Source organism: Pseudomonas sp. EL_65y_Pfl2_R96, from assembly GCF_963970905.1.
In the GTDB taxonomy this organism is placed as follows: Bacteria; Pseudomonadota; Gammaproteobacteria; order Pseudomonadales; family Pseudomonadaceae; genus Aquipseudomonas.
Genome location: NZ_CAXAQH010000004.1, coordinates 1 through 26,333 on the forward strand (window position 1 = coordinate 1; position 26,333 = coordinate 26,333).

The following is a 26,333-nucleotide window of genomic DNA, read 5'->3' on the forward strand; positions in this document are numbered from 1 at the left end:
AAAAAGGAAGGAAAGTATTAATATCGCGCATAAGAACGCCGGTTTGTTAGATGTGTTTGCTCGCACGAACATCATCAATCAAATCGGCGTTCTTGTTTCTGTGTTTCCCGGGATTCCGTGAAGAACCAAAAAAAAGCCCCGATCAAGCCGTGACAGGATCGGGGCAGAGGGTACTGTTGAGGAGCTGTTGCGCGAGGGTGACCAAACCTTCGTGAAGCCAGCTGAATCCAGTGTGCCTACTCTCCCCGCTCGCAAGTTAGCCGAAAACGACCTGTTCATAGGTAATGCGGCCATTGCGACAAATCGTCCTTGCCGCCATCCCCGGCCCCTACCAGAATCGAGCCACGACACCGTTCCCTGAAGAAGGATTGCGTCATGATGCACGCCGATTTGATTGACCAGGAAGACCTGTTGGGCCAGCTAAAATCGTTGGGTTTTCAAGTGCCGAATGGCGCTACAGCCGAGCAGGCTTGCGAATGTGCAGTGCGAGGCTTGAACGATGAGCGTGCGATGACGCTGCGCACTATGGTCAAGCAGATGTACACCAGCAGCGCGACCATCCTGCCGGCCGTGCGCCAGGCGATCGACAAGCAATTGCTGCCCGCGTTGGCGGAGTATCAGCAAAGCCGTAGCGCCTGAGTACCGCCTCGCCATGATCGTTCCCACGCTCTGCGTGGGAATGCAGCCCGGGACGCTCCGCGTCCCTGCCGAAGCGGACGCAGAGCGTCCATTGAGGCATTCCCACGCAGAGCGTGGGAACGATCAGAGCATTAGAGCCTTACGCTGGCAAACGTCGACTCATTACGCGCCTGGCTCAACGCCGACAGCGGCCCGGACAACGGTGACAGCACCAAGGCTTGCGGCAGCGGCATCATCGCTACCTGCTGAGTCGTATTGGAACCTACACGTTCGTCACGCGGCGGAATGCCGAAGTATTCGCGGTAGCACTTGGAGAAGTGCGGCGTGGACACGAAACCACATACCGACGCCACTTCGATGATCGACATTGGCGTTTGCTTGAGCAGCTGCCGAGCACGGATCAGACGCAGTTTCAGGTAGTAACGCGACGGCGAGCAGTGCAGGTATTTCTGGAACAGCCGCTCCAGCTGACGACGCGACACGGCGACGTACACCGCCAGTTCGTCGAGGTCGATCGGCTCTTCGAGGTTGGCTTCCATCAGCGCGACGATTTCCTGCAACTTCGGCTGGTTGGTGCCGAGCATGTGCTTGAGCGGCACGCGCTGGTGATCCTGTTCGTTGCGGATGCGCTCGTAGACGAACATTTCCGAAATCGCTGCCGACAGCTCACGGCCGTGATCGCGGCTGATCAGGTGCAGCATCATGTCCAGCGGCGCGGTGCCGCCGGAGCTGGTGAAACGGTTACGGTCGAGGGTGAACAGCCGTGTGCTCATCGCCACACGCGGGAAAGCTTCCTGCATCGATGCCAGACATTCCCAGTGCACGCTGCAATCGAAACCGTCCAGCAGGCCGGCGCACGCCAGGGCCCAGCTGCCGGTGCAGACCGCGCCGAGACGACGGGACTGACGCGCCTGGCTTTGCAGCCACGACACGTGCTCACGGGTTACGGTGCGCTGGATGCCGATACCGCCGCAGACAATGACGGTGTCCAGGGGCGGCGCTTTGTGCATGGAGGCGTCGGGGGTGATCTGCAGACCGTCACTGGCCCAGACCTGCCCGCCATCGACAGTGAGTGTGGTCCAGCGATACAGCTCGCGGCCGGACAATTGGTTGGCCATGCGCAGGGGTTCCACTGCGGAGGCCAGAGAAATCAGCGTGAAATTGTCCAGCAGCAAAAAGCCGATGGATTGAGGCGCACGGTTCTGGGGTTGAGCCCCGGAGTTGAACGTCGTCATCGCGGTATCTCCTCACACAAAGCGGGTGATGGCCTCAGGCGGAGGCTCTTTTTATTGCCATCGTTCTCGCGTGGGAGACGGGCTTTGTAATGACAGAGCAATTGCCATGCCTAAATTGAATGCGCGTTCAATAACTCCTGAAAACGACGTCGCGATGCGTCTAAATATGACTCGTAGAGACAGGAGGTTATAAGTGTCATCACGGGGCGCAGCGCTCTGCCCCGTTGCGTGTGAGCAAATCGGTAGCACTTGTGGGAACAGGGCTACGACGCTCCAGGAGAGAGTGTCACCGCAAGCACGGGTGACGGACGGTCAGGCTTGAATTGGATCCCTGACCGGGGCAGGCAGGCTTATCTGTTTGCGACGCTCTAAAAGGTGGCGCGTTTTGAATCGAGTGTTCACTTAGCGCGCAGTTTTGACTGGTCTGGTGTGGCGAGGGAGCTTGCTCCCGCTGGGGTGCGAAGCGGCCCTAAAATCTTTACGACTGCTGCGCAGCCGAGCGGGAGCAAGCTCCCTCGCCACAGGGTCAACTCGGTCTCAGCACTCAACTGCACTGACAGCCAACCCACCGCGCGAGGTCTCTTTATATTTGTCGTGCATGTCGGCACCGGTATCACGCATGGTGCGGATCACCCGGTCCAGCGAGATAAAGTGCTGACCGTCCCCACGCAACGCCATCTGCGCAGCGTTGATCGCTTTCACCGCGGCAATCGCATTGCGCTCGATGCACGGCACTTGCACCAGCCCGCCCACCGGGTCGCAGGTCAGGCCGAGGTTATGTTCCAGGCCGATTTCCGCCGCGTTGCACAGTTGCTCCGGCGTGGCACCGAGAACCTCCGCCAACCCGGCCGCCGCCATGGCGCAAGCCGAACCGACTTCGCCCTGGCAACCGACTTCGGCACCGGAGATCGAGGCGTTCTTCTTGCACAGAATCCCCACCGCCGCGGCGCTGAGGAAGTAATCGACCACGTTGGCGTCAGTCACTGCCTCGCTGAATTTCATAAAGTAGTGCAACACCGCCGGAATGATCCCCGCCGCACCGTTGGTCGGCGCCGTGACCATGCGCCCGCCGGCGGCATTTTCTTCGTTGACCGCCAGGGCGAACAGGTTGACCCACTCCATCGCGCTCAAGGTCGAGCCGATCACGTTGGGTTTGTTCAGTTCTTGCAGGCTACGGTGCAACTTGGCCGCGCGACGGCGCACATTGAGGCCGCCGGGCAGGATGCCTTCATGTTTGAGGCCTTGTTCCACGCAATCCTGCATGGCGCGCCAGAGTTTCATCAGGCCGCTGCGGATTTCTTCTTCGCTGCGCCAGACCTTCTCGTTGGCCATCATCAATTCGGCCACGCGCAGGTTGTGCTTCTTGCACAGGCTGAGCAGTTCGACGGCACTGGAGAAGTCGTAAGGCAGCACGGTGCGATCCAGATCCACCACGCCGCTGGAAGCCTGCGCCTCATCGACGACAAAACCGCCGCCGATGGAATAGTAGGTGTCGCGATGCAGCTCGCCGTGATCGCCTTCGGCAACCAGGGTCATGGCGTTGGGATGGAACGGCAGGTTCTCGTCGATCAGACGCATGTCCCGGGCCCAGATGAACGGGACCGACAAGCGGCCGTCGAGCAATAGCGTTTGGGTTTCACGCAGAGCCTCGATGCGAATGCCGATTTGCGACGGATCGATCGCGTCCGGCCACTCGCCCATAAGCCCCATGATCACCGCGTTGTCGCTGCCGTGACCGATGCCGGTGGCCGAGAGCGATCCATAAAGTTGAACTTCGACGCGATGTACCTGTTCCAAAAGTCCCCGCTCGCGCAAACCTTGCACGAACAGCGCCGCGGCGCGCATAGGCCCCACGGTGTGCGAACTGGAAGGGCCGATGCCGATTTTGAACAGGTCGAAAACGCTGATAGCCATTACTGCTGAACTCCTGGATGTGCCTGCTCCAGGCGCAAAAGCGCCCAGTGACGGAGCTGCTACGCTCAAGCTGCAATCCGCCGAGATGGCCGCATCATCAGGCTTTTGCCATGTCCTTCAACGTCTCACACCGACGCACTCATGTCCGCTAGCGCCGCAGGCCGCTTACGCTATGTTTTCGCCGTTTTTTTGCGGATCAGCGAAGCAAAACGGGCTGAAAAAAGCTGTAAACGACGTTACCGACACTGGATGCGACCATCCCTGTACTGGTTACGACGCACCCTGTAGGCGTCAGATTTTCACTGGTACATGATCGTATCGACTCGATTGCAAGGCGCCGTGGTAGAGCTGTCTCCAAAACGCCATCCAACCGCAACAGATAAGTGCGGTGGTCCAGTCGGAACACTGCCAAAAAAACACCAAGGAGTCCCCCCTTATGAAAGGTTCCCCGTCGTTGTTGTTGGCCGCCATGCTGAGTCTGCCGTTCATGGCTCAAGCCGCAGAACCGGCCCAATGCAGTACCGTAAACTTCTCCGATGTCGGCTGGACGGACATTACCGCAACCACCGCGGCCACCAGCGTTGTGCTCAACGCCCTCGGTTACAAGACCAAAACCACGATGATTTCCGTGCCGGTGACCTACAAGTCCCTGGCCGACGGCAAGAACATGGACGTCTTCCTGGGTAACTGGATGCCGACCATGGAAAACGACATCAAGGCCTATCGGGATGCCGGCACCGTGGAAACCGTGCGCACCAACCTCAAAGGCGCCAAATACACCCTCGCCGTGCCGCAAGCGCTCTACGACAAAGGGCTGCATGACTTTGCCGACATAGCCAAATTCAAGAAAGAACTCGACGGCAAGATCTACGGCATCGAGCCTGGCAACGACGGCAACCGTCTGATCCAGAGCATGATCGACAAAGACGCCTTCGGTCTCAAAACCGCCGGTTTCAAAGTCGTCGAGTCCAGCGAAGCGGGCATGCTGTCGCAAGTCGACCGCGCGCAAAAACGCGACACCGCCGTGGTGTTCCTCGGCTGGGCACCGCACCCGATGAACAAGCGCTTCAAGATTCAATACTTGACCGGTGGTGATGACTTCTTCGGCCCGGACTTTGGTGCCGCCACGGTTGCGACCAACACTCGCAAGGGTTATACCGAAGAATGCAGCAACGTCGGCCAACTGCTGAAAAACCTGGAATTTACCGTCGACATGGAAAGCTCTCTGATGGGCAACATCCTGGACGACAAGATGAAGCCTGACGCGGCCGCCAAGGCCTGGCTGAAAAAGAATCCACAGGTGCTCGATACCTGGCTGGCTGGCGTAACCACCATTGACGGTAAACCTGGCCTGGAGGCTGTGAAAGCCAAGCTCGCGCAGTAATGCTTATGCCGGGCGAGTTCGCTCGCCCGGGCTGTTTATTCCCTTGCATGCGGACGTTCACTACCATGCTGATTGATCAGAAAATCCCTTTAGGCCAGTACATCGCGGGCTTCGTTGAATGGTTGACGCAACACGGCGCCAGCACCTTCGACGCCATCGCCGTGTCACTGGAAACGATGATCCACGGCGTGACTTTTGCGCTGACCTGGTTCAACCCGCTGGCATTGATCGGCCTCATCGCGCTACTGGCACACCTCATTCAACGCAAATGGGGCCTGACCGTTTTCGTCATCGCCTCCTTTCTGCTGATCCTCAATCTGGGGTACTGGCAGGAAACCATGGAAACCCTCGCCCAGGTGCTGTTCGCCACCCTGGTGTGCGTGGTCATCGGCGTGCCGTTGGGCATCGTCGCCGCGCACAAACCGATGTTCTACACACTGATGCGTCCGGTGCTCGATCTGATGCAGACCGTACCGACCTTCGTGTACCTCATTCCTACCCTGACCCTCTTCGGTCTGGGTGTGGTCCCGGGCCTGATCTCGACGGTAGTGTTCGCGATTGCCGCGCCTATCCGCCTGACCTACCTGGGCATTCGCGATGTTCCACAGGAACTGATGGACGCCGGCAAAGCCTTCGGCTGCTCGCGCCGTCAACTGCTCTCACGGATTGAACTGCCTCACGCCATGCCAAGCATCGCGGCCGGCATCACCCAGTGCATCATGCTGTCGTTGTCGATGGTGGTGATCGCGGCACTGGTGGGCGCCGACGGCCTGGGCAAACCCGTGGTCAACGCACTGAACACTGCTGATATCGCCCTGGGCTTCGAAGCCGGCCTGGCGATCGTATTGCTGGCGATCATGCTCGACCGTATCTGCAAACAACCCGACGCTAAAGTAGGGGGTGACGCATGAGCATTATTCGCTTCGAAGACGTCGACGTAATCTTCTCCAAAGACCCGCGCGAGGCGCTCAAACTCCTCGACCAGGGCATGACCCGTGACCAGATCCTGAAAAAGACCGGGCAGATTGTCGGCGTTGAAAAAGCCAGCCTGGACATCGAAAAAGGCGAAATCTGCGTACTGATGGGCCTGTCCGGCTCCGGCAAATCCAGCCTGTTACGCTGCATCAACGGCCTCAACACCGTCAGCCGTGGCAAGTTGTTCGTCGAGCACGAAGGCAAGCAGATCGACATCGCTTCCTGCACCCCCGCGGAACTGAAAATGATGCGCACCAAGCGCATCGCGATGGTGTTCCAGAAGTTCGCCCTGATGCCTTGGCTGACGGTGCGCGAGAACATCAGCTTCGGCCTGGAAATGCAGGGTCGCCCCGAGAAAGAACGCCGCAAACTGGTGGACGAGAAGCTTGAGCTGGTGGGCCTGACCCAGTGGCGCAACAAGAAACCCGATGAGCTGTCCGGTGGTATGCAGCAACGTGTGGGCCTGGCCCGCGCGCTGGCGATGGACGCCGACATCCTGCTGATGGACGAACCGTTCTCGGCCCTCGACCCGCTGATCCGCCAGGGCCTGCAAGACGAACTGCTGGAACTGCAAAACAAGCTCAGCAAAACCATCGTGTTCGTGAGCCACGACCTCGATGAAGCCCTGAAGCTCGGCAGCCGTATCGCGATCATGAAAGACGGCCGGATCATCCAGTACAGCAAGCCGGAAGAAATCGTCCTCAACCCTGCAGACGACTACGTGCGCACCTTCGTCGCCCACACCAATCCGCTGAACGTACTGTGCGGTCGCAGCCTGATGCGCACTCTGGACAACTGCAAACGCATCAACGGTTCGGTATGTCTCGATCCGGGTGGCGATTCGTGGCTGGACCTGGCCGAAGGCAACACCATCAAAGGCGCACGCCAGAACGGCTCGAGTCTGGACCTGCAGAACTGGATACCGGGGCAAGCGGTTGAAGGTTTGGGTCGTCGGCCAACACTGGTGGACTCCAACATCGGCATGCGCGATGCGCTGCAGATTCGCTACCAGACCGGCAACAAGCTGGTGCTGCATGACAACAACAAGGTTGTCGGGATCCTCGGTGACAGCGAGCTGTACCACGCGCTGCTTGGCAAGAACCTGGGGTAAGAGACAGCAGACACAAAAACGCCGCGAGAGAATCGCGGCGTTTTTGTTAGTGCAGATATTTATCTTGGAATACTGACAACTGTGGCGAGGGAGCTTGCTCCCGCTGGGTTGCGAAGCAGCCCAAAACCCAGACACTGCGGTATTTCAGAGAGATCGCGTTATCCGGATTTGCGACTGCTGCGCAGTCGAGCGGGAGCAAGCTCCCTCACCACAATAGAACTGCGGTGCATCACTGCACCGCATCACCTCAAGTCTCAGCTATAAACCCGGCCTAGAAGCTGCCGATGGCTTTCAAACTGATCGAGCACGTCACGGGTGATCTGATCCTGAGTGAAGCCCATCAAGTCGTAATCCTGGCTGCCGTTGTGCAGGTACACCTCGGCACGGTAGTAACGTGCGCGCGGTTCATCGGCGCTTTCAGCCGACACCGTGTCACTCGCCGCCGCCAGATAACCGTCCAGGCTCACTTCGTAGACAAAAGGGTTGCCCTCTTCCATCTCGATCCGCACGCCCATGCAGCGTTTCGACTTGCCCAGCAACGTCTGCACATCCAGACCCTGAGCACGCAATTGCACAGTCGCATCTTCCAGCGCCGGGCTGACGTGCTTGTCCATGAAACGCTGAACGATCGACTGGTTCGGTTGCAGATCCAGCTGGGTCAGACGCTCGCTGAAACCACGACGACCACGCGCCGCCAGTTCCGCTTGCTCCTGTTCGATTTGCACGTCCTGGCGCATGGCCTTGTGCAAGCCAAACATGAAGAACACCAGCACCACCGAGAACGGCAGCCCCGCCAGCACCACCATGGTTTGCATGGCTTCGAAGTTACCGGCTAACAGCAGGCCGATGGTCACCAGGGTGATCACCACCGACCAGAAAATCCGCAGCCAATGCGGTGCATCTTCGTCGACGTTGCCGCCCTTGCAGGAAAGGTTGGCCATCATCACCGCGCCGGAGTCCGCCGGGGTCAGGAACAGCACGAAACCGACAAAAATCGACACGCCGATCACGACCTTCGATGCCGGGTAATGCTCGAGCAACTGGTAGATCGCCATCGACGGCTGTTCGAGCGCCGTCTTCCCGAGTTCCACCGCCCCATGGTTCATCACCAGGTCCAGGGCCGAGTTACCGAAGATCGACAGCCATGCCAGGGTGAAGCCCAGCGGAATCAGCAGCACACCAGCCACCAGTTCACGCACCGTGCGACCCCGGGAAATACGCGCGATGAACATGCCGACGAATGGCGCCCAGGAAATCCACCAGGCCCAGTAGAACAGGGTCCACAGGCCCAACCAGCGGTCGGACTTCTCACTGTCGCCTTCATACACATAGAGGTCGAAGGTCTTCAGGACCGCACCGTTCAGGTAGTCGCCGATGTTTTGCACAAAGCCGTTGAGCAGGTGCAGGGTCGGGCCGAACAGCAGGACGAAAATCAGCAGACCGCTGAACAGCACGATGTTCAGGTTGGACAGACGGCGAATGCCGTTTTCCACGCCGGACACAGCGGCGATGGTCGCCACGGTGCTCATCACGATGATCACGATCAGCAGGTTAGTGTTGCTGTGTTCCATGCCGAACAGGTTTTCCAGCCCCGACGACACTTGCAGCGAACCGATCCCCAGGTTCGTCACCAGCCCCAGCAGGGTCACGAACATGCCGAAGCCGTCCACCGCATGACCGGCCGCGCCTTTGACCCAACGCTCGCCGACCAGCGGATACAGCGCCGAACGCAACGCCAGTGGCTGGTTATGACGATAGGCAAAGTACGCCACGGCCAGGCCGACCAGTGCGTAGATCGCCCAGCCATGCAGGCCCCAGTGCAGGAACGTCAGCTGCACCGCCTGACGTGCGGCAAGGTTACTGCCGGCCACGCCTTCCGGCGGATTGAAGTAGTGGTCCAGCGGCTCGGACGCACCGAAGTACAGCAAGGAAATGCCGATACCCGAGGAGAACAGCATCCCCGCCCAGGCGCCATAGCTGAAGTCCGGGGTATCGTCCTTGCTGCCCAGCTTGAGCTTGCCGTAGGACGAAAACGCCAGGCCAACCACAAAAACCAGGTAAGCGGCGATCACCACCATGTAATACCAGCCGAAGCTGCGGGACAACCACGCCTGGGCAATGCCGAGCATTCTACCGGCCGCTTGCGGGGCGATGATCAGAATGGCAGTTAATAGCAGGATCAACGCGGTAGAGGTGTAGAACACCCAACCGTTGACCGTCACCTTCTCGGGTGGGGTTTTTATTAGAGAGGCAGAACTCATGGCACAGATGCTCCAGGCAGTGCGAGAGAAGAACACAAGGCAACGCGTTACCCGACCAATCGGTTAGTTGGCAGCCGATCGGCGGGTGATATAAAGACACCCCGAAAAAAGCCCGAAACCCATGGAACGCCATTGCGTGTGGGTTTCGAGCATTTTTAGATGTCGTTTTTCCGCCCACTACGCGTAGGAAAAACCTGTAGGCAGCGACGAATTGTCGCAGATCTTATTCTTTGTTGATTGAACGTTCAATCAAAACAAAATAGACTGGCCCTCAACCCGGTAGGCGTATTTCGTCCACGGGAAGGCCTAAGGAGATGTGCAAGATGCCCAAGGTCGGTATGCAACCCATCCGCCGTCAGCAATTGATCGAAGCCACGTTACAGGCCGTCGATCAGGTCGGGATGGGGGACGCCAGCATTGCGCTGATCGCCCGTTTGGCCGGTGTCTCGAATGGCATCATCAGTCACTACTTTCAGGACAAGAACGGCCTGATCGCCGCCACGGCGCAGTATCTGATGAGTGTCCTCAGCGAGAACGTCACCGCGCGCCGTCAGGCGCTGGAGGACACCAGCCCACGGGCTCACCTCCAGGTGATTATCGAAGGCAACTTCGACGCCAGCCAGGTCAATGGCCCGGCAATGAAAACCTGGCTGGCCTTCTGGGCCACCAGCATGCACCACCCGTCTTTGCACAGGTTGCAGCGGATCAACGATCACCGTCTGTATTCCAACCTGTGCTGCCAGTTCCGCCGTGTGTTGCCGCTTGATCAAGCGCGCAGCGCCGCCCGCGGCCTGGCAGCCCTCATTGACGGTTTGTGGTTGCGCGGTGCGCTGTCGGGAGACGCTTTCGACACCGCGCAAGCGCACCAGATCGCTTACGAATACATGGATTTCCAATTGGCCAAGCAGGTGAGTTAGAGCACACATAATCGCTCAACCCCTGAACCGCTACCGACCGCGATGCCAATGCTATACGGCACGCCCGGTGGTCAACGCCAACCACTTAATGCACTTGCGAGGACACTATGGCCCGTTTCGAACTGCAAAAACTCTACATCGATGGCGGTTACTCCGACGCCAGCAGCGACGCCACCTTCGAAGCCATCAACCCGGCTAACGGTGAAGTCCTCGCAACCGTACAACGTGCGACCAAGGAAGACGTTGAGCGCGCTGTGCTCAGCGCCGAAAAGGGCCAGAAAATCTGGGCTGCAATGACCGCCATGGAGCGTTCGCGCATCCTGCGTCGCGCCGTGGACATCCTGCGCGAGCGCAACGATGAACTGGCCGCCCTGGAAACCCTGGACACCGGCAAGGCGTACTCCGAAACCCGTTACGTCGACATCGTCACCGGCGCTGACGTGCTGGAGTACTACGCAGGCCTGGTGCCGGCCATCGAAGGCGAGCAGATCCCGCTGCGTACCACCTCTTTCGTCTACACCCGTCGCGAGCCGCTGGGCATCGTCGCTGGTATCGGCGCGTGGAACTACCCGATCCAGATCGCCCTGTGGAAATCCGCTCCAGCCCTGGCAGCCGGTAACGCAATGATCTTCAAGCCGAGCGAAGTCACCTCGCTGACCACCCTGAAACTGGCCGAGATCTATACCGAAGCCGGCCTGCCGGCTGGCGTGTTCAACGTGTTGACCGGCAGTGGCCGTGAAGTCGGCACCTGGTTGACCGAACACCCACGCATCGAAAAAGTCTCCTTCACCGGCGGCACCGACACCGGCAAGAAGGTCATGGCCAGCGCTTCCGCCTCGTCGCTCAAAGACGTGACCATGGAACTGGGCGGCAAATCCCCGCTGATCATTTTCGACGACGCCGATCTGGATCGCGCCGCCGACACCGCCATGATGGCCAACTTCTACAGCTCCGGTCAGGTCTGCACCAACGGCACTCGCGTGTTTGTACCGAGCCATCTGAAAGCCGCGTTCGAAGCCAAGATCGTTGAACGCGTTGCGCGCATTCGCGTCGGCAACCCGGAAGACGAAAACACCAATTTCGGTCCTCTGGTCAGCTTCGCCCACATGGAAAGCGTGCTGGGTTACATCGCCAAAGGTAAGGAAGAAGGTGCACGTCTGCTGTGTGGCGGCGAGCGTCTGACCGATGGCGAATTCGCCAAAGGCGCGTTCGTGGCTCCGACCGTATTCACCGATTGCACCGACGAGATGACCATCGTTCGCGAAGAAATCTTCGGCCCGGTGATGAGCATCCTGACCTACGAAACCGAAGAAGAAGTGATCCGTCGTGCCAACGACACCGAGTTCGGTTTGGCGGCTGGCGTCGTCACCAAGGACCTGAACCGCGCTCACCGCGTGATCCATCAACTGGAAGCCGGTATCTGCTGGATCAACGCCTGGGGCGAGTCCGACGCCAAGATGCCGGTCGGCGGCTACAAGCAGTCGGGCGTGGGCCGTGAGAACGGCATCAGCTCGCTGAACAACTTCACACGCATCAAATCGGTACAGGTCGAACTGGGCGATTACGCCTCGGTGTTCTAAGGCGGCATTTGCTTCGCCTGCGAGATCGCTATCGCAGGCAAGCCAGCTCCCACAGGTTTGGCGTCGTTCGCCAAATCTTCGGTGCCCCCGATCTCTGTGGGAGCGTGGCTTGCCCGCGATCGAGTGCGAAGCACTCGCCGACCTGACCAACTTCAAAGAGGGTGCATTCAATGTCCCAAGAATTCGATTACATCATCATCGGTGCCGGCTCGGCCGGTAACACCCTGGCGACCCGTCTGACTGAAGACGAAGGCGTCACCGTCCTGCTGCTCGAAGCGGGCGGCCCGGACTACCGTCTGGATTTCCGCACGCAAATGCCGGCCGCGCTGGCGTTCCCGCTGCAAGGTCGTCGCTACAACTGGGCTTACGAAACCGATCCAGAGCCACACATGGACGGCCGCCGGATGGAATGCGGTCGTGGCAAGGGCCTGGGTGGTTCTTCGCTGATCAACGGCATGTGCTACATCCGTGGTAACGCGATGGACTACGACAACTGGTCGAAACTGCCCGGCCTGGAAGACTGGACCTACCTCGACTGCCTGCCGTATTTCCGCAAGGCGGAAACCCGTGACATCGGCCCGAACGACTACCACGGTGGCGACGGTCCGGTCAGCGTGACCACGCCGAAAGCCGGCAACAATCCGCTGTTCCATGCGATGGTTGAAGCAGGCGTGCAAGCCGGTTACCCGCGTACCGAAGACCTGAACGGCTACCAGCAGGAAGGTTTCGGCCCGATGGACCGCACCGTGACGCCGAACGGCCGTCGTGCCAGTACCGCTCGCGGTTACCTGGACGTCGCCAAGAAGCGTTCGACCCTGACCATCGTCACCCATGCCCTGACCGACAAGATTCTGTTCGAAGGCAAGCGTGCGGTTGGCGTGCGTTACCTGATCGGCGCGGCTGAAGAGCGCGTTGAAGTCCGTGCCCGCAAGGAAGTGTTGCTGTGCTCCGGCGCCATCGCGTCGCCACAGATCCTGCAACGTTCCGGTGTCGGCCCGGCCGAACTGCTGAAAAAGCTCGATATTCCGGTGGTTCATGACCTGCCAGGCGTCGGTGAAAACCTGCAGGATCACCTTGAGCTGTACCTGCAATACGCCTGCACCCAACCGGTCTCGCTGTACCCCTCGCTGCTGCTGCACAACCAACCGGCCATCGGCGCCGAGTGGCTGTTCAACGGCACCGGCATCGGCGCCAGCAACCAGTTCGAAGCCGGCGGTTTCATCCGCACCCGTCCGGAATTCGATTGGCCGAACATTCAGTACCACTTCCTGCCGGTGGCGATTAACTACAACGGCAGCAACGGTGTGAAAGAACACGGCTTCCAGGCGCACATGGGCTCCATGCGTTCGCCAAGCCGTGGTCGCATCCAGGCCAAGTCCAAGGATCCGCGCGAGTACCCGAGCATCCTGTTCAACTACATGGCCACCGAGCAGGACTGGCAGGAGTTCCGCGATGGCATCCGCCTGACCCGTGAAATCATGCAGCAGCCTGCACTGGACGCCTTCCGTGGCCGCGAAATCAGCCCGGGCATTGACGTGCAAACCGACGAGCAACTGGACAAGTTCATCCGCGAGCACGCCGAAACCGCGTTCCACCCGTCCTGCTCGTGCAAGATGGGCACCGACGAGATGGCCGTGGTCGATGGCGAAGGTCGTGTGCATGGGATGCAGGCCCTGCGCGTGGTCGATGCCTCGATCATGCCGATCATCACCACGGGCAACCTGAACGCGCCAACGATCATGATGGCCGAGAAAATCGCCGACAAGATCCGTGGTCGCCAGCCACTGCCGCGCAGCAAGGCCAAATACTACGTGGCCGGTGATGCACCGGTGAAGGGCAAGCCGTTGCGTGATGTGAGCCCTACCGCGCAGTAAGCCGTAACACCGCATCGCGGCCAATCGCGGGCAAGCCCGCTCCCACAGGTTCCGGGGTGGATTCGCAATTTGTGATCCACCCAAGCCCACTGTGGGAGCGGGCTTGCCCGCGATGGGGTCCGACCAGACGCCGCAGGCCAGGTAAACCCTTCCTACACCGCTCCGCCCTTGATCCTACCCCCACGCAGGCCTAATCTAGCGCCACGCAAACGTTTCACCCTCCCCTCGCAACATCGATACGCCGCCACTCCATAACAAGGAGGTTCCCGAATGTTCGATTTCCACCCCCAGCTCAAGCAGCGCTTCGCTGCGTTGCGCACGGGCGCTGAATTTTTTTCGCTGCGATATGTACGCGAGTCCGGCCAGTACCTGTCAGTGCGCAAGAACGTCGCCGAACCGCCGAGCCTGAGCCGGGACGAAGGGGCGATGCTGACTGTTCGGGTCAACGGCGTCGAAGCCTACGCCGCGACCAACGACCTGTCCCTATCCGGCCTGCAAGCTGCACTGGAGAGGGCTGAGCAACAAGCCCGTCGACTCATGCCCCACGCCCTGCTCGACCTGCGCGAGCAAGCCGTCTCCAGCGACCGCGCCGACTATTTCTCACCCAACCTCGACCAGCCCTTCCCGTCCCTGAGCGATTGCTACCAACTGCTCGGCGCCGAATCCGCCGCCGTGCCCAAGGACGAGCGACTGGTGAACTGGCAGGCGAGCATCGGTATCACCAACGTCGAGCAGATTTACCTCAACAACGCCGGTGCCGAATTGCGCCAGGCCCAGCGCTTCGTCTACCCGAGCATGGACGTCACCGCCTACGACGGTAGCGACAGCCAGACCCGCACCCTGGGCCGCGAGAACTTCGGCCAGCAGGGCGGCTTTGATGTGATCAGCCGCTGCGGCCTGGTCGGCTGCGGCCCGAAAGTCGCCGATCAGGCGCTGCAATTGCTGCTGGCGCCGAACACCCCGCAAGGCCCGCGCGACCTGTTACTGATGCCCGACCAGATGATGCTGCAGATCCACGAGTCCATCGGTCATCCGCTGGAACTGGACCGCATCCTCGGCGACGAGCGCAATTACGCCGGCACCAGTTTCATCAAGGCAGAAGACTTCGGCCGCCTGCAATACGGCTCCGAACTGCTCAACGTGACGTTCGACCCGGACATCCCCGAGCAACTCGCCAGCTACGGGCATGACGACGACGGCAGCGCCGCCAGCAAGCAATTTTTGATTAAGGAAGGTTTGCTGCTGCGGCCATTGGGCGGCGCGCTCTCGCAATTTCGTGCCGGCATGGATGGCGTTGCCAACAGCCGCGCCTGCGGCTGGAACCGTCCGCCGATCGACCGCATGGCCAACCTCAACATCGAGCCCGGCGATCAGCCGCTGGAGCAGATGATCGGCAATATCGAGCACGGCATTTTGATGAGCACCAACCGTTCGTGGTCAATCGACGATGCGCGTAACAAATTCCAGTTTGGCTGCGAATGGGGCCAACTGATCGAAAATGGCGAACTCAAGGGCGTGGTGAAGAACCCGAATTACCGGGCGATTTCCGCACAATTCTGGAAAAGCCTCAGCGCTGTCGGCGATGCCAACACCGTCAAAGTGTTAGGCACGCCAAACTGCGGCAAGGGCGAACCGAACCAGGTGATCCGCGTCGGCCATGCGTCGCCGGCCTGTGTGTTCAGCAACGTTGATGTGTTTGGGGGAGATGCCTGATGAGTACGTCCACGAGCACTTCAAAAAGCCAGGCCGATTCGTTCAAGGCCCTGGTCAACTGGCTGCGCGATGCGCTGCGTACGCCTGAACAATTCACCCTCAGCTACGCCGCCGAATCGTCGGCCTTCGTGCGTTTCAACCACGCCAAGGTCCGTCAGGCCGGACAGGTGCAGCAGGCGAGCGTCGGTTTCAAACTGATCAACGATGGACGTCATGCCGACCTGAATATCACGCTGTCAGGCGACTCCGAAATCGACCTTCAGCGCTTGGCCGAAGGTCTTCAGCAGTTGCGCGAAACCCTGCCACTGTTGCCTCAGGACCCATACCTGCTGCTCAACCAGAATGACTGGCAGAGCAACAACGTGCAGGATCATCCCCTGCCGGATACCGAGCAGGTGGTCGCTGAAATCACTCAGGCTGCCGAGGGGTTGGACCTGGTGGGTTTCTATGCCGCCGGGCCGATCAGTCGCGGCTTCGCCAGTTCCTCGGGCGCGTTCGGCTGGCATCAGGCCAACAGCTTCAACTTCGATTTCAGCCTGTTCCATGAAAACGGTCAGGCGGTGAAAGCCAGCTATGCCGGGCACGACTGGAACAGCGAAGGGTTTGCCAGACGTTTCCAGCAGGCCCGCGAGCAGTTGGCGTTTCTGGGGCGGCCGTTGCGCACGCTGGCGCCGGGTCAGTACCGCGCTTACCTCGCGCCGGCGGCCCTGGAAGAAATCATGGGCATGCTCAGCTGGGGCGGGTTCTCGGCGCAGTCGATTGCCAGCAAGAGCAGTCCTTTGCAGAAGCTCTACGGTGGCGACAGTTCGTTCAGCCCGTTGGTGTCTCTGGATGAAAAAGTCAGCGGCTCCCTGAGCCCGGCGTTTTCAGGCGAAGGTTATCCGCGCAGTGATCTGAGCCTGATTGTCGAGGGCAAGGCCGGCGCACAACTGGTCGGCTCACGCAGCGCCGCCGAATACGATTTGACCGCCAACGGTGCCAGCGGCGGTGAAGCGCCGAGTGCGTTGAACATGGCGGCCGGGGTGTTGCCTGATGCCGAGATTCTCAAGCAACTGGGCACCGGTTTGTACATCAGCAACCTGTGGTACCTGAACTACTCGGACCAACCGGCGGCGCGCCTGACCGGCATGACACGGTTCGCGACCTTCTGGGTCGAGAACGGCGAGATTCAGGCGCCGGTCAGCACCATGCGTTTCGATGACAGCGCCTACAGCTTGCTGGGTTCGCAGTTGGAAGCGTTGACCGAGGAACGCGAGCTGTTGTTGTCGGCCAGCACGTACAGCCAGCGGAACACGTCTTCGGCGTTGCTGCCCGGCGCGCTCGTCAGCCGATTGACCTTGACCCTGTAAACACAAAACTGTGGCGAGGGAGCTTGCTCCCGCTGGGTTGCGAAGCGACCCCCTAGATCGGCAAACGCGTTCTATCAGACATACCGCATTCGCCGGATTTACGACTGCTACGCAGCCGAACGGGAGCAAGCTCCCTCGCCACAGGGTTCAACGTCAGCCATGAATCTGCATTAACCCACAAGAGGTCCCATGCCCAACCGCCCACCTCTCGACGCTGTCACGGCCCGCTGGTTGCCGTGGGTCGTTGCCATTGCCTTCTTCATGCAGTCCCTCGACGGGACGATCCTCAACACCGCCCTCCCCGCCATGGCCCGTGACCTGGCCGAAGACCCGTTGCGCATGCAGGGGGTGATCATCGCCTACATGCTCACCGTCGCGTTACTGATCCCCGCCTCCGGCTGGATCGCCGACCGTTTCGGCACCAAAAAAATCTTCTTCGGCGCCATCCTGTTGTTCAGCATCGGCTCATTGCTCTGCGCCTTGTCGAGCACTCTGAGCATGCTCATCGGCGCCCGGGTGATCCAGGGCCTGGGCGGCGCCTTGATGCTGCCGGTCGGACGATTGGTGGTGCTGCGTGCGTATCCGCGCTCGGAGCTGGTGCGAATCATGGGGTTCATTACCATCCCTGGCCTGCTCGGCCCGCTGATCGGCCCGACCATGGGCGGCTGGATGGTGCAATACCTGACCTGGCACTGGATCTTCCTGATCAACCTGCCGGTGGGCGTCCTCGGTTGCTACGCGGTATGGAAATTCATTCCCGACCTGCGCGGCAGCGAGCGCACCCGCTTCGATAGCATGGGCTTTTTGCTGTTCGGCGCGGCGATGGTGCTGATCACCATCGCCATGGAAGGCCTCGGCGAACTGCACCTGCCGCACTTGCGGGTGATGTTGCTGCTGTTTGGCGGCATGGCGTGTCTGGCGGCGTATTGGCTGCGGGCCGGGCACATCGACAATCCGCTGTTTGCGCCATCGCTGTTCAAGACCCGGACCTTCGCCGTGGGCATCCTCGGCAACCTGTTCGCCCGGCTGGGCAGCGGCGCATTGCCGTTTCTGGTGCCGTTGCTGCTGCAAGTGGCGCTGGGTTATTCGCCGTCACAGGCCGGGATGAGCATGCTGCCCCTGGCGGCGGCCGCGATGGTCGCCAAGTCGGTGGCGCGGCCGTTGATCGAGCGTTTCGGCTACCGCATCGTGCTGACCGGCAACACACTGGCGTTGGGAATCATGCTGGCAAGCATGGGCCTGGTCAGCGAGCAGACGCCGTATTGGCTGCTGCTGGCTCAGTTGGCGGTTCTGGGGGCGATCAATTCCTTGCAGTTCACCGCGATGAACACCGTCACCCTGATCGACCTCGACGACGCCAGCGCCAGCAGCGGCAACAGTTTGCTGTCGGTGGTCGCGCAACTGTCCCTGAGCCTCGGCGTGGCCTGCGCGGGTGCCCTGCTCGGCGGCTTCACGGCGGAGATCGGCAATGACGGCGTGGACACGGTTCTGGGCGCGTTCCAGCTGACGTTCGTGACGGTCGGAGTCATGGCGATGCTGGCTGCAACCATCTTCTCGCAGCTGTCGAGAGAAGACGGACGGCGCGTCAAACGTCCGGAACAGCACATAGAGCCTTAGGGCGAATGGCCATGGGACTGATACACTGCGCGACATTTTGTTTTGCAGGCCAGTCCCGTGACCACCATCGCCACCGCTTTTAATACTTTGCCGCTGTCCGCCGCCATGCTGGCTAACCTCGACTCCCTCGGTTATGCCCAGATGACGCCGATCCAGGCGCAAAGCTTGCCGGTGATCCTCAAGGGGATGGACCTGATCGCCCAGGCCAAGACCGGCAGCGGCAAGACCGCGGCCTTCGGTATCGGCCTGTTGAACCCGATCAATCCGCGCTTTTTCGGTTGCCAGGCGCTGGTCATCTGCCCGACCCGTGAGCTGGCCGACCAGGTTGCCAAGGAAATCCGCCGTCTGGCCCGTTCCGAAGACAACATCAAGGTCCTGACCCTGTGCGGCGGCGTGTCGTTCGGTCCGCAGATCGGTTCGCTGGAACACGGCGCGCACATCATCGTCGGCACCCCGGGGCGCATTCAGCAGCACCTGCGCAAGGGTTCGCTGGTACTCCACGGCCTGAACACCCTGATCCTCGACGAAGCCGACCGCATGCTCGACATGGGTTTCTACGATTCCATCGAAGAAATCATCGCCCAGTGCCCGGAACGTCGCCAGACCCTGCTGTTCTCTGCCACTTACCCGGTAGGCATCAAGCAGTTGGCCTCGAAATTCATGCGTAACCCGCAGCAAGTGAAGGCCGAGGCATTCCACGACGACACCCAGATCGAACAACGCTTCTACGAGATTTCCCCGGAAGAGCGCATGAACGCCGTGGTTAAAGTCCTCGCGCATCATCGTCCGGCTTCCTGCGTCGCGTTCTGCTTCACCAAGCAGCAGGTTCAGGAAACCGTCGATCACCTGACCGCCAAAGGCATTTCCGCAGTCGGCCTGCACGGCGATCTGGAACAGCGTGACCGCGACCAGGTCTTGGCGATGTTCGCCAACCGCAGCACGTCGGTACTGGTTGCCACCGACGTCGCCGCGCGCGGTCTGGATATCGATGCGCTGGACATGGTGATCAACGTCGAACTGGCCCGTGACTCGGAAATCCACATTCACCGCGTTGGCCGTACCGGTCGTGCCGGTGAGAAAGGTATCGCGATCAGCCTGGTCGCTCCGTCCGAAGCCCATCGCGCCCAGGCTATCGAGCAACTGCAGAAGTCGCCGCTGAGCTGGGATCAGCTGGACAACCTGAAATCCCAGGGCGGCGCACCGCTGCTACCGGTAATGAGCACGCTGTGCATTGGTGCGGGCCGTAAAGACAAGGTGCGTCCGGGTGACATTCTCGGCGCACTGACCGGCGACGCCGGTATTCCGGGCGCTCAGGTCGGCAAGATCGCGATTTTCGACTTCCAGGCGTATGTGGCTGTGGAACGTGGAATCGCCAAGCAAGCCTTGCAACGCCTGAACGACGGCAAGATCAAAGGCCGCTCGTTGCGCGTGCGCATCCTCTAACCTGATCGTTCCCACGCTCTGCGTGGGAATGCATCCCGTGACGCTCCGCGTCACATAACGGCGGACGCAGAGCGTCCATGGCGGCATTCCCACGCAGAGCGTGGGAACGATCATTGTGTGAGGACACCGTTTTGCGTTCTACCGAAGTCGTGATCATTGGCGCTGGCGCCGCAGGGTTGATGTGTGCGCTGACCGCCGCCGGGCGCGGGCGCAAGGTGATGTTGCTTGACCACGCGAACAAGGCCGGCAAGAAAATCCTGATGTCGGGCGGTGGCCGCTGCAATTTCACCAACATGTACACCGAACCGGGCAATTTCCTCTCGCAGAACGCACATTTCTGCAAATCCGCCCTGGCGCGCTACACCCAATGGGACTTCATCGGCATGGTCGCCAAGCATGGTGTGCCGTACCACGAGAAAAAACTCGGTCAGCTGTTCTGCGACAACAAATCCAGCGACATCCTTGAGATGCTGCTCAACGAATGCGACCAGGTCGGCGTGAGCTTGCACCTGGACACCTCGATCCAGACCATCGAAAAACTCGAAAGCGGCTACCTGCTGGACACCACGCTGGGCCAGATCACCTGCGAATCCCTGGTGATCGCCACCGGCGGCCTGTCGATTCCGACCCTCGGCGCCACCGGCTTCGGTTATCAAGTCGCCAAGCAGTTTGGCCACGATTTGCTGCCGACCCGCGCAGGCTTGGTGCCGTTCACCATCACCGATCAGCTCAAGGCGCTTTGCACCGAGCTGTCCGGCACCTCAGTGGACTGCCTGGTGAGCTGCAACGACCAGAGCTTTCGCGAGAACATCCTGTTCACTCACCGTGGCCTCAGCGGTCCGGCGATTTTGCAGATTTCTTCGTTCTGGGAATCCGGCGACACGGTAGAGATCAACCTGATGCCGGACCACGACGTGCCGACCTGGCTGCAACAACAGCAGGCCGAACGCCCGAACAGCGAGTTGAAAACCCTGCTCGGTGAAATCTTCACCAAGAAGATGGCCAACCTGCTCGCGGACAACTGGTTTGTCTCCAAACCGATGAAGCAGTACACCCACGCCGAACTGGCGGATATCGCCGAAAAACTGGCGAGCTGGAAAGTCGTACCGGCCGGCACTGAAGGCTACCGCACTGCCGAAGTAACCCTGGGCGGCGTCGACACGCGTGAAGTGTCGTCCAAGACCATGGAATCGCTGAAGAGCCCCGGTTTGTATTTCATCGGCGAAGTGCTCGACGTCACCGGGCATCTCGGCGGCTTCAACTTCCAGTGGGCCTGGGCCTCCGGTTACGCAGCCGCGCAGTACGTCTGACTCAACCAATAACCTGTGGGAGCGAGCCTGCTCGCGATAGCGGTCTGACAGTCGACATCAATGTTGAATGTGCCGGCCTCATCGCGAGCAGGCTCGCTCCCACATTTGTTATGCGTTGATCTCTGAAGGAACAGATTTTGCTGTCAGATGTGATCGGCGCCATTGCGTCGGCGTCATTAGTGGCTCAATTTAGCGTCATTGCCTCGGAAGGCCTTCGCACTTCATGCCATCGACCACATTTCGTCAGTCTCTGCGTCGCCTCTGGGCGCTGGATAAATTCAGTTATAGCGTGCGGGTATTCATCGCCCTGACCGGCAGCATGGCGCTGTGTTGGTATCAGGATCAAATGGGGCTGCTGATCCCGTTGTTCCTGGGAATCATCGCCAGCGCCCTGGCCGAAACCGACGACAGCTGGCAGGGTCGCCTCAATGCGCTGGCCGTGACGCTGGTGTGTTTTATGGTCGCCGCCCTGTCCGTCGAGCTGCTCTTCCCCTACCCCATCCTCTTTATCATCGCCTTCGCACTGGCCAGCTTCTGTCTGACCATGCTTGGCGCGTTGGGCGAACGTTATGGCGCGATTGCTTCGGCGACACTGATTCTGTCGGTCTACACCATGATCGGCGTGGACCAGCGCGGCGGCGCAGTCACCGATTTCTGGCACGAGCCGGTGCTTCTGGTGGCCGGTGCGGCGTGGTATGGCTTGCTCTCGGTGCTGTGGCAGGCGATGTTTTCCAACCAGCCGGTGCAGCAGAGCCTGGCGCGACTGTTCCGTGAATTGGGTTATTACCTGAAACTGAAGTCGTCGCTGTTCGAGCCGATCCGGCAGATGGATGTAGAGGCGCGACGACTGGAACTGGCCCAGCAGAACGGTCGTGTGGTTGCTGCATTGAACGCTGCCAAGGAAATCATTCTGCACCGGGTCGGCGATGGCCGACCAGGCTCGAAGCTCAGCCGTTACCTGAAGCTGTACTTCCTCGCCCAGGACATTCACGAGCGCGCCAGTTCTTCGCACTACCCCTACAACGCTCTGGCCGAAGCGTTCTTCCACAGCGACGTGCTGTTCCGCTGTCAGCGCCTGCTGCGCCAGCAAGGCAAGGCTTGCCGCGCACTGGCCGAGTCGATCCAGATGCGTCAGCCGTTCACTTATGACGCAAGCTTCGCCGAGGCCCTGAGCGACCTGCACGCCTCCCTCGAACACCTGCGCATCCAGAGCAATCCGGCCTGGCGCGGTCTGTTGCGTTCGCTGCGGGCACTGGCCGCCAACCTCGGCACCCTTGACCGTTTGCTCAGCGACGCCAGCAACCCCGATGCGCTCGCAGACGCCACCGACAGCAGTCTGCTCGACCGCTCACCCCGCAGCCTCAAGGATGTCTGGATACGCTTGCGCACACAGCTGACGCCGACATCCTTGCTGTTCCGCCACGCCCTGCGCCTGCCCCTGGCGTTGAGCATCGGCTACGCGATGGTGCATTTGATCCACCCCTCGCAAGGTTACTGGATCATCCTCACCACGCTGTTTGTCTGTCAGCCGAACTACGGCGCCACCCGCCGTAAACTTGGCCAGCGGATTATCGGCACCGCCATCGGCCTGACCGTGGCCTGGGCGCTGTTCGATCTATTCCCGAACCCGTTGATCCAGTCGAGCTTCGCCATCGTTGCCGGGGTGGTGTTCTTTACCAACCGCACCACCCGCTACACCTTGGCGACTGCCGCAATCACGATCATGGTGCTGTTCTGCTTCAACCAGGTGGGGGACGGTTACGGGCTGCTCCTGCCGCGACTGTTCGATACCTTGCTCGGCAGCCTGATCGCCGGGCTGGCGGTGTTCCTGTTTCTGCCGGACTGGCAGGGTCGACGCCTGAACAAAGTGCTGGCTAATACCCTGACCTGCAACAGCATTTACCTGCGCCAGATCATGCAGCAATACGCCGTCGGTAAAAGCGACGACCTGGCTTATCGCCTCGCCCGACGTAACGCGCACAACGCCGACGCCGCATTGTCGACGACGCTGGCCAACATGCTGATGGAGCCGGGGCATTTCCGTAAGGAAGCGGATGTCGGTTTCCGTTTCCTGGTGCTGTCGCACACCTTGCTCAGCTATTTGTCGGGGTTGGGGGCGCACCGCGAAACCCAATTACCGTCGGACGTGCGTGCGCATTTGATCGACGGTGCCGGCGTGAGCCTGGCCGCCAGCATCGACGAAATCGCCCAGGGCCTGGCGAGTAAACAACCGATTGAGATTCAGAGCGATGAGGAAGAGGCGCTAGCCAACGGGCTGGAGCAAATGCCGGATGAAATCGATGAAGGCCAGCGGTTGGTGCAGACGCAACTGGCGTTGATCTGCCGGCAACTGGGGCCGTTGCGGACGTTGGCGGCGCATCTCATTAAAGACACCAACGAAACCTGAGATTTGTAGTGACTGGGCCGGCCTCTTCGCGAGCAGGCCCGCTTGTGTCTTGCGCAGGAATTAGACTGAGGGTGAGAGCGGGCTTGCTCGCGAAAAGGCCATCCGCCTCACCACAAAACCCGGATCAACCCACCTCACATCCCATGCTGCCTGAGCAACTTGTCATAACTCCCATCGGCCTTCATCGCCGCAATCTCGCGGTCGAAACCGGCGACGATCTGTTCATGCTGCGGATTCTTCAGGCTCACCAGAATGTGCAGGCTGTTCTCGCTCAACGGCTTGGGTAAAAACTCCACGGCATTGCGCACTTTGGACGATTCCCGAGCGAGGTAATACTTGGCGACGAACTCATCTTCCAGGGTCAGCTTGACCCGGTCGGCCGCGACCATGCGCACGGCCATGGCGAAGTTATGCACCGGGACTTTCTGCAGCGACACATCATCGTCAAACTCGTGCGAATAGGCATAACCGCGTACCACCGCTATCGGGTAGGTGTGCAGTTGTTGCAGATTGTTGAATTCGATCGGCGCGTCTTTACGCTTGAGAAAGCGCACGCGGTTGAGCAGGTACTCACCAGAAAACTGCCCCAGCTTCGTGCGCTCGTCGGCGTACCAGGCGTTGACCAGCACGTCGTAACGCCCCTCGCCGACCCCAAACAAGGCTCGCGCCCACGGCACCTGTTCGAAATCACTGGCATAACCGGCCCGGGCCAGCGCGGTACTGACGATGTCCGTGGCCAATCCGCCATTGACCAGCATGGCGTCGGTAAAAGGTGGCCAGGCATCAGCTACCAGACGCAGCTTTTCCGCTGCCGCGCTCTGTGTCAGCAACAGCAATCCAATCCAAGCAAACGCTCGATGTAATCGCGGCATGCCAGAAAATCCTTAGCGGGCGGGCTGCCCGACGTCTTTTTCAGCCAAAACTCCAGGGCCCCTCTACCGGCATAACCCAGGTCCTAACATTAGCTCATTGAGGCCATTGCACAGCGCTTCATCGCAGATTACACAAAGAAGACAACCTCGCGAGAAATGAATGATGGCATTTTGGCCTTTATCACAGATTTCTCTGCCATCAAGACATCCCGCGTCAGGGCGCTTAGTATCGGAACAACGTTGTTCAAGGAATGTGAAGATGACAATCGATTGGGTCTGCAAACACCACAGCAATCTGGGCAAAGAACAGCTGTACGCCATTTTGCAGCTGCGCGCCGAGGTGTTCGTCGTCGAGCAGAAATGCATTTATCAGGACATCGATGGTCAGGACCTGGAAGGTGACACCTGCCATTTGATGGGCTGGGACGGGGATCGTCTGATGGCTTACCTGCGCTTGCTCGACCCGGAGTTACAGGGCGGCGACGTGGTGATCGGCCGGGTGATCATTGCCCCCGCTGCTCGCGGCACCGGGCTTGGGCATGAAATGATGAGCCAAGCGTTGAAACAGGCCGAGAAGCACTGGCCTGAAATGCCGATCTATCTCTCGGCTCAGGCGCATTTGCAGGGGTACTACGGGCGGTACGGGTTTGTGGTGGTGGGAGAGGAATACCTGGAAGATGACATTCCGCATATCGGGATGCGCCGCCCGTAAGGGCCCCTTCGCGGGCAAGCCCCACACACATTAGTCCTGTGAACGCAGTTCCAGTGTGGGAGCGGGCTTGCCCGCGAAAGCGTCAGCCGAATCACCACAAGCGCTCAGGGGTATTCCAGCACCGCTTTGATCTGCCGCAGATTACGCTCGATCCACCCCCGATCAATCGCCCCCCACTCGCGAATCCGATAGCGTCCCGCATGGTTGCGCGCGCCCTCTTCCTGCTCGAATTCACACATGATATCCAGATCCGCCAACGCCGCGATGGTGTCCTGGGCCGTGCGCCGGGGCATGCCGGTCACTTCGGTCAATGCCGGGACGCTGCTGGCCAGTCCGCTGTCGATCAGGTACGCCACGTACAACCGGCGGTAGAAGCTGCTCTTGGTCTTGCTCACGTCCATCCATGCGCTCCTTATAGAAGAGCCTTCGGCAGCGCCCACAAGCGCGTAGGAGCTGCCGAAGGCTGCGATCTTTTGATCTTGATCTTTCAGTGCATATCCCGCCACGTCAGGTACACCCGCAAATCGAACTCCACCTGGTGATACCCCGGCAACATGTGTTCGCACAGTTTGTAGAACGCCTTGTTGTGATCCGACTCTTTGAAGTGCGCCAGCTCATGCACCACGATCATTTTCAGAAACTGCGGCGCCGCATCCTTGAACAGCGAGGCGATGCGAATTTCTTTCTTGGCCTTGAGCTTGCCACCCTGCACCCGGGAGATCGCGGTGTGCAGGCCGAGCGCGCGGTGGGTCAGGTCCAGGCGGTTGTCGAATAACACCTTATCGATGGCCGGGGCGTTACGCAGGTATTCCTGCTTGAGGTCCAGGGCATAGGCGTACAGCGCCTTGTCGCTCTGCACCCCGTGCTTTTCCGGATAGCGCTGGCTCAGGTAATCGCCCAGCCGACTTTCGGCGATCAACTGGCGCACCTGGTCCTGCAACGCAGCGGGGTAGGCCTGGAGGTATTTCAACACAGTCATTGGGGCGGCAACACGCGTCACGAAAAGGTCGCCAGTGTAGC

The 26,333-nt window shown here is 60.2% G+C and carries 20 protein-coding genes; 14 read left to right on the top strand and 6 right to left on the bottom strand.

Annotated features, from left to right (window positions below):
* The first annotated feature begins 375 nt into the window (after positions 1-375).
* Positions 376-639 (top strand): hypothetical protein, encoded by a 264-nt coding sequence (locus tag AACY49_RS05895; RefSeq protein ID WP_253417918.1) that lies wholly within the window; start codon positions 376-378, stop codon positions 637-639.
* Between the two features lie 131 nt (positions 640-770).
* Here AACY49_RS05895 and AACY49_RS05900 read toward each other — a convergent pair whose 3' ends face one another.
* Together AACY49_RS05900 and AACY49_RS05905 are read right to left on the bottom strand one after the other, a co-directional pair.
* On the bottom strand, positions 771-1,874 hold the full coding sequence (locus tag AACY49_RS05900) for a GlxA family transcriptional regulator (RefSeq protein WP_007937970.1): 1,104 nt from the start codon (positions 1,872-1,874) through the stop codon (positions 771-773).
* A gap of 537 nt (positions 1,875-2,411) precedes the next feature.
* Entirely contained in the window at positions 2,412-3,788 is a 1,377-nt protein-coding gene (locus AACY49_RS05905) for an L-serine ammonia-lyase (protein ID WP_339522315.1), read from the bottom strand.
* Positions 3,789-4,224: 436 nt separating this feature from the next.
* Here AACY49_RS05905 and AACY49_RS05910 point away from each other — a divergent pair, with 436 nt between their 5' ends.
* From AACY49_RS05910 to choV, 3 genes are all read left to right on the top strand, one after another.
* Positions 4,225-5,172 carry a choline ABC transporter substrate-binding protein gene (locus tag AACY49_RS05910; protein ID WP_258698717.1) on the top strand — a complete coding sequence of 316 codons (948 nt, stop codon included), beginning with the start codon at positions 4,225-4,227 and terminating at the stop codon, positions 5,170-5,172.
* A 65-nt stretch (positions 5,173-5,237) separates the two neighbouring features.
* Positions 5,238-6,083 (top strand): choline ABC transporter permease subunit, encoded by an 846-nt coding sequence (choW, locus tag AACY49_RS05915; protein WP_258698716.1) that lies wholly within the window; start codon positions 5,238-5,240, stop codon positions 6,081-6,083.
* A complete protein-coding gene (choV, locus tag AACY49_RS05920) occupies positions 6,080-7,258 on the top strand; it encodes a choline ABC transporter ATP-binding protein (protein ID WP_339522321.1) in 1,179 nt (392 codons plus the stop codon). The genes choW and choV overlap by 4 nt, the downstream gene beginning before the upstream one ends.
* A gap of 254 nt (positions 7,259-7,512) precedes the next feature.
* Here choV and AACY49_RS05925 read toward each other — a convergent pair whose 3' ends face one another.
* Positions 7,513-9,462: a BCCT family transporter gene (locus AACY49_RS05925; protein ID WP_258700645.1), complete on the bottom strand. Its 1,950-nt coding sequence runs from the start codon at positions 9,460-9,462 to the stop codon at positions 7,513-7,515.
* A 380-nt stretch (positions 9,463-9,842) separates the two neighbouring features.
* On the opposite strand from AACY49_RS05925, the gene betI reads away from it, so the two are divergent.
* The 9 genes from betI (at position 9,843) to yccS (ending at position 23,729) form a co-directional block, all read left to right on the top strand.
* Complete coding sequence (gene betI / locus AACY49_RS05930; RefSeq protein WP_258698714.1) at positions 9,843-10,436, top strand: transcriptional regulator BetI; 594 nt, start codon at positions 9,843-9,845, stop codon at positions 10,434-10,436.
* A 107-nt stretch (positions 10,437-10,543) separates the two neighbouring features.
* A complete protein-coding gene (gene betB, locus AACY49_RS05935) occupies positions 10,544-12,016 on the top strand; it encodes a betaine-aldehyde dehydrogenase (RefSeq protein ID WP_258698713.1) in 1,473 nt (490 codons plus the stop codon).
* Between the two features lie 170 nt (positions 12,017-12,186).
* A complete protein-coding gene (gene betA, locus AACY49_RS05940) occupies positions 12,187-13,890 on the top strand; it encodes a choline dehydrogenase (protein WP_339522325.1) in 1,704 nt (567 codons plus the stop codon).
* A gap of 270 nt (positions 13,891-14,160) precedes the next feature.
* Positions 14,161-15,603: a TldD/PmbA family protein gene (locus AACY49_RS05945; RefSeq protein ID WP_339522327.1), complete on the top strand. Its 1,443-nt coding sequence runs from the start codon at positions 14,161-14,163 to the stop codon at positions 15,601-15,603.
* Positions 15,603-16,952, top strand: a complete 1,350-nt coding sequence (locus AACY49_RS05950) for a TldD/PmbA family protein (protein ID WP_339522329.1) — start codon at positions 15,603-15,605, stop codon at positions 16,950-16,952. The genes AACY49_RS05945 and AACY49_RS05950 overlap by 1 nt, the downstream gene beginning before the upstream one ends.
* Positions 16,953-17,141: 189 nt before the next feature.
* Entirely contained in the window at positions 17,142-18,569 is a 1,428-nt protein-coding gene (gene mdtD / locus AACY49_RS05955) for a multidrug transporter subunit MdtD (protein WP_339522331.1), read from the top strand.
* A gap of 105 nt (positions 18,570-18,674) precedes the next feature.
* Positions 18,675-20,012, top strand: a complete 1,338-nt coding sequence (dbpA, locus tag AACY49_RS05960; RefSeq protein WP_339522698.1) for an ATP-dependent RNA helicase DbpA — start codon at positions 18,675-18,677, stop codon at positions 20,010-20,012.
* A 131-nt stretch (positions 20,013-20,143) separates the two neighbouring features.
* The gene (locus tag AACY49_RS05965) at positions 20,144-21,322 is read left to right on the top strand and encodes an NAD(P)/FAD-dependent oxidoreductase (protein WP_320393071.1); all 1,179 of its coding nucleotides are present in this window, start codon (positions 20,144-20,146) and stop codon (positions 21,320-21,322) included.
* 223 nt (positions 21,323-21,545) lie between these two features.
* Positions 21,546-23,729: a YccS family putative transporter gene (gene yccS, locus AACY49_RS05970; RefSeq protein ID WP_339522337.1), complete on the top strand. Its 2,184-nt coding sequence runs from the start codon at positions 21,546-21,548 to the stop codon at positions 23,727-23,729.
* 134 nt (positions 23,730-23,863) lie between these two features.
* On the opposite strand, the gene AACY49_RS05975 is transcribed toward yccS, so the two are convergent.
* The gene (locus tag AACY49_RS05975) at positions 23,864-24,601 is read right to left on the bottom strand and encodes a substrate-binding periplasmic protein (RefSeq protein ID WP_258698706.1); all 738 of its coding nucleotides are present in this window, start codon (positions 24,599-24,601) and stop codon (positions 23,864-23,866) included.
* Positions 24,602-24,860: 259 nt separating this feature from the next.
* Between AACY49_RS05975 and AACY49_RS05980 the strand changes: the two genes are divergently transcribed.
* Positions 24,861-25,313: a GNAT family N-acetyltransferase gene (locus AACY49_RS05980; RefSeq protein WP_258698705.1), complete on the top strand. Its 453-nt coding sequence runs from the start codon at positions 24,861-24,863 to the stop codon at positions 25,311-25,313.
* 104 nt (positions 25,314-25,417) lie between these two features.
* Here AACY49_RS05980 and AACY49_RS05985 read toward each other — a convergent pair whose 3' ends face one another.
* Positions 25,418-25,714 carry a winged helix-turn-helix domain-containing protein gene (locus AACY49_RS05985; protein WP_258698704.1) on the bottom strand — a complete coding sequence of 99 codons (297 nt, stop codon included), beginning with the start codon at positions 25,712-25,714 and terminating at the stop codon, positions 25,418-25,420.
* Positions 25,715-25,800: 86 nt separating this feature from the next.
* On the bottom strand, positions 25,801-26,292 hold the full coding sequence (locus AACY49_RS05990; protein ID WP_258698703.1) for a M48 metallopeptidase family protein: 492 nt from the start codon (positions 26,290-26,292) through the stop codon (positions 25,801-25,803).
* Positions 26,293-26,333: the final 41 nt, after the last annotated feature.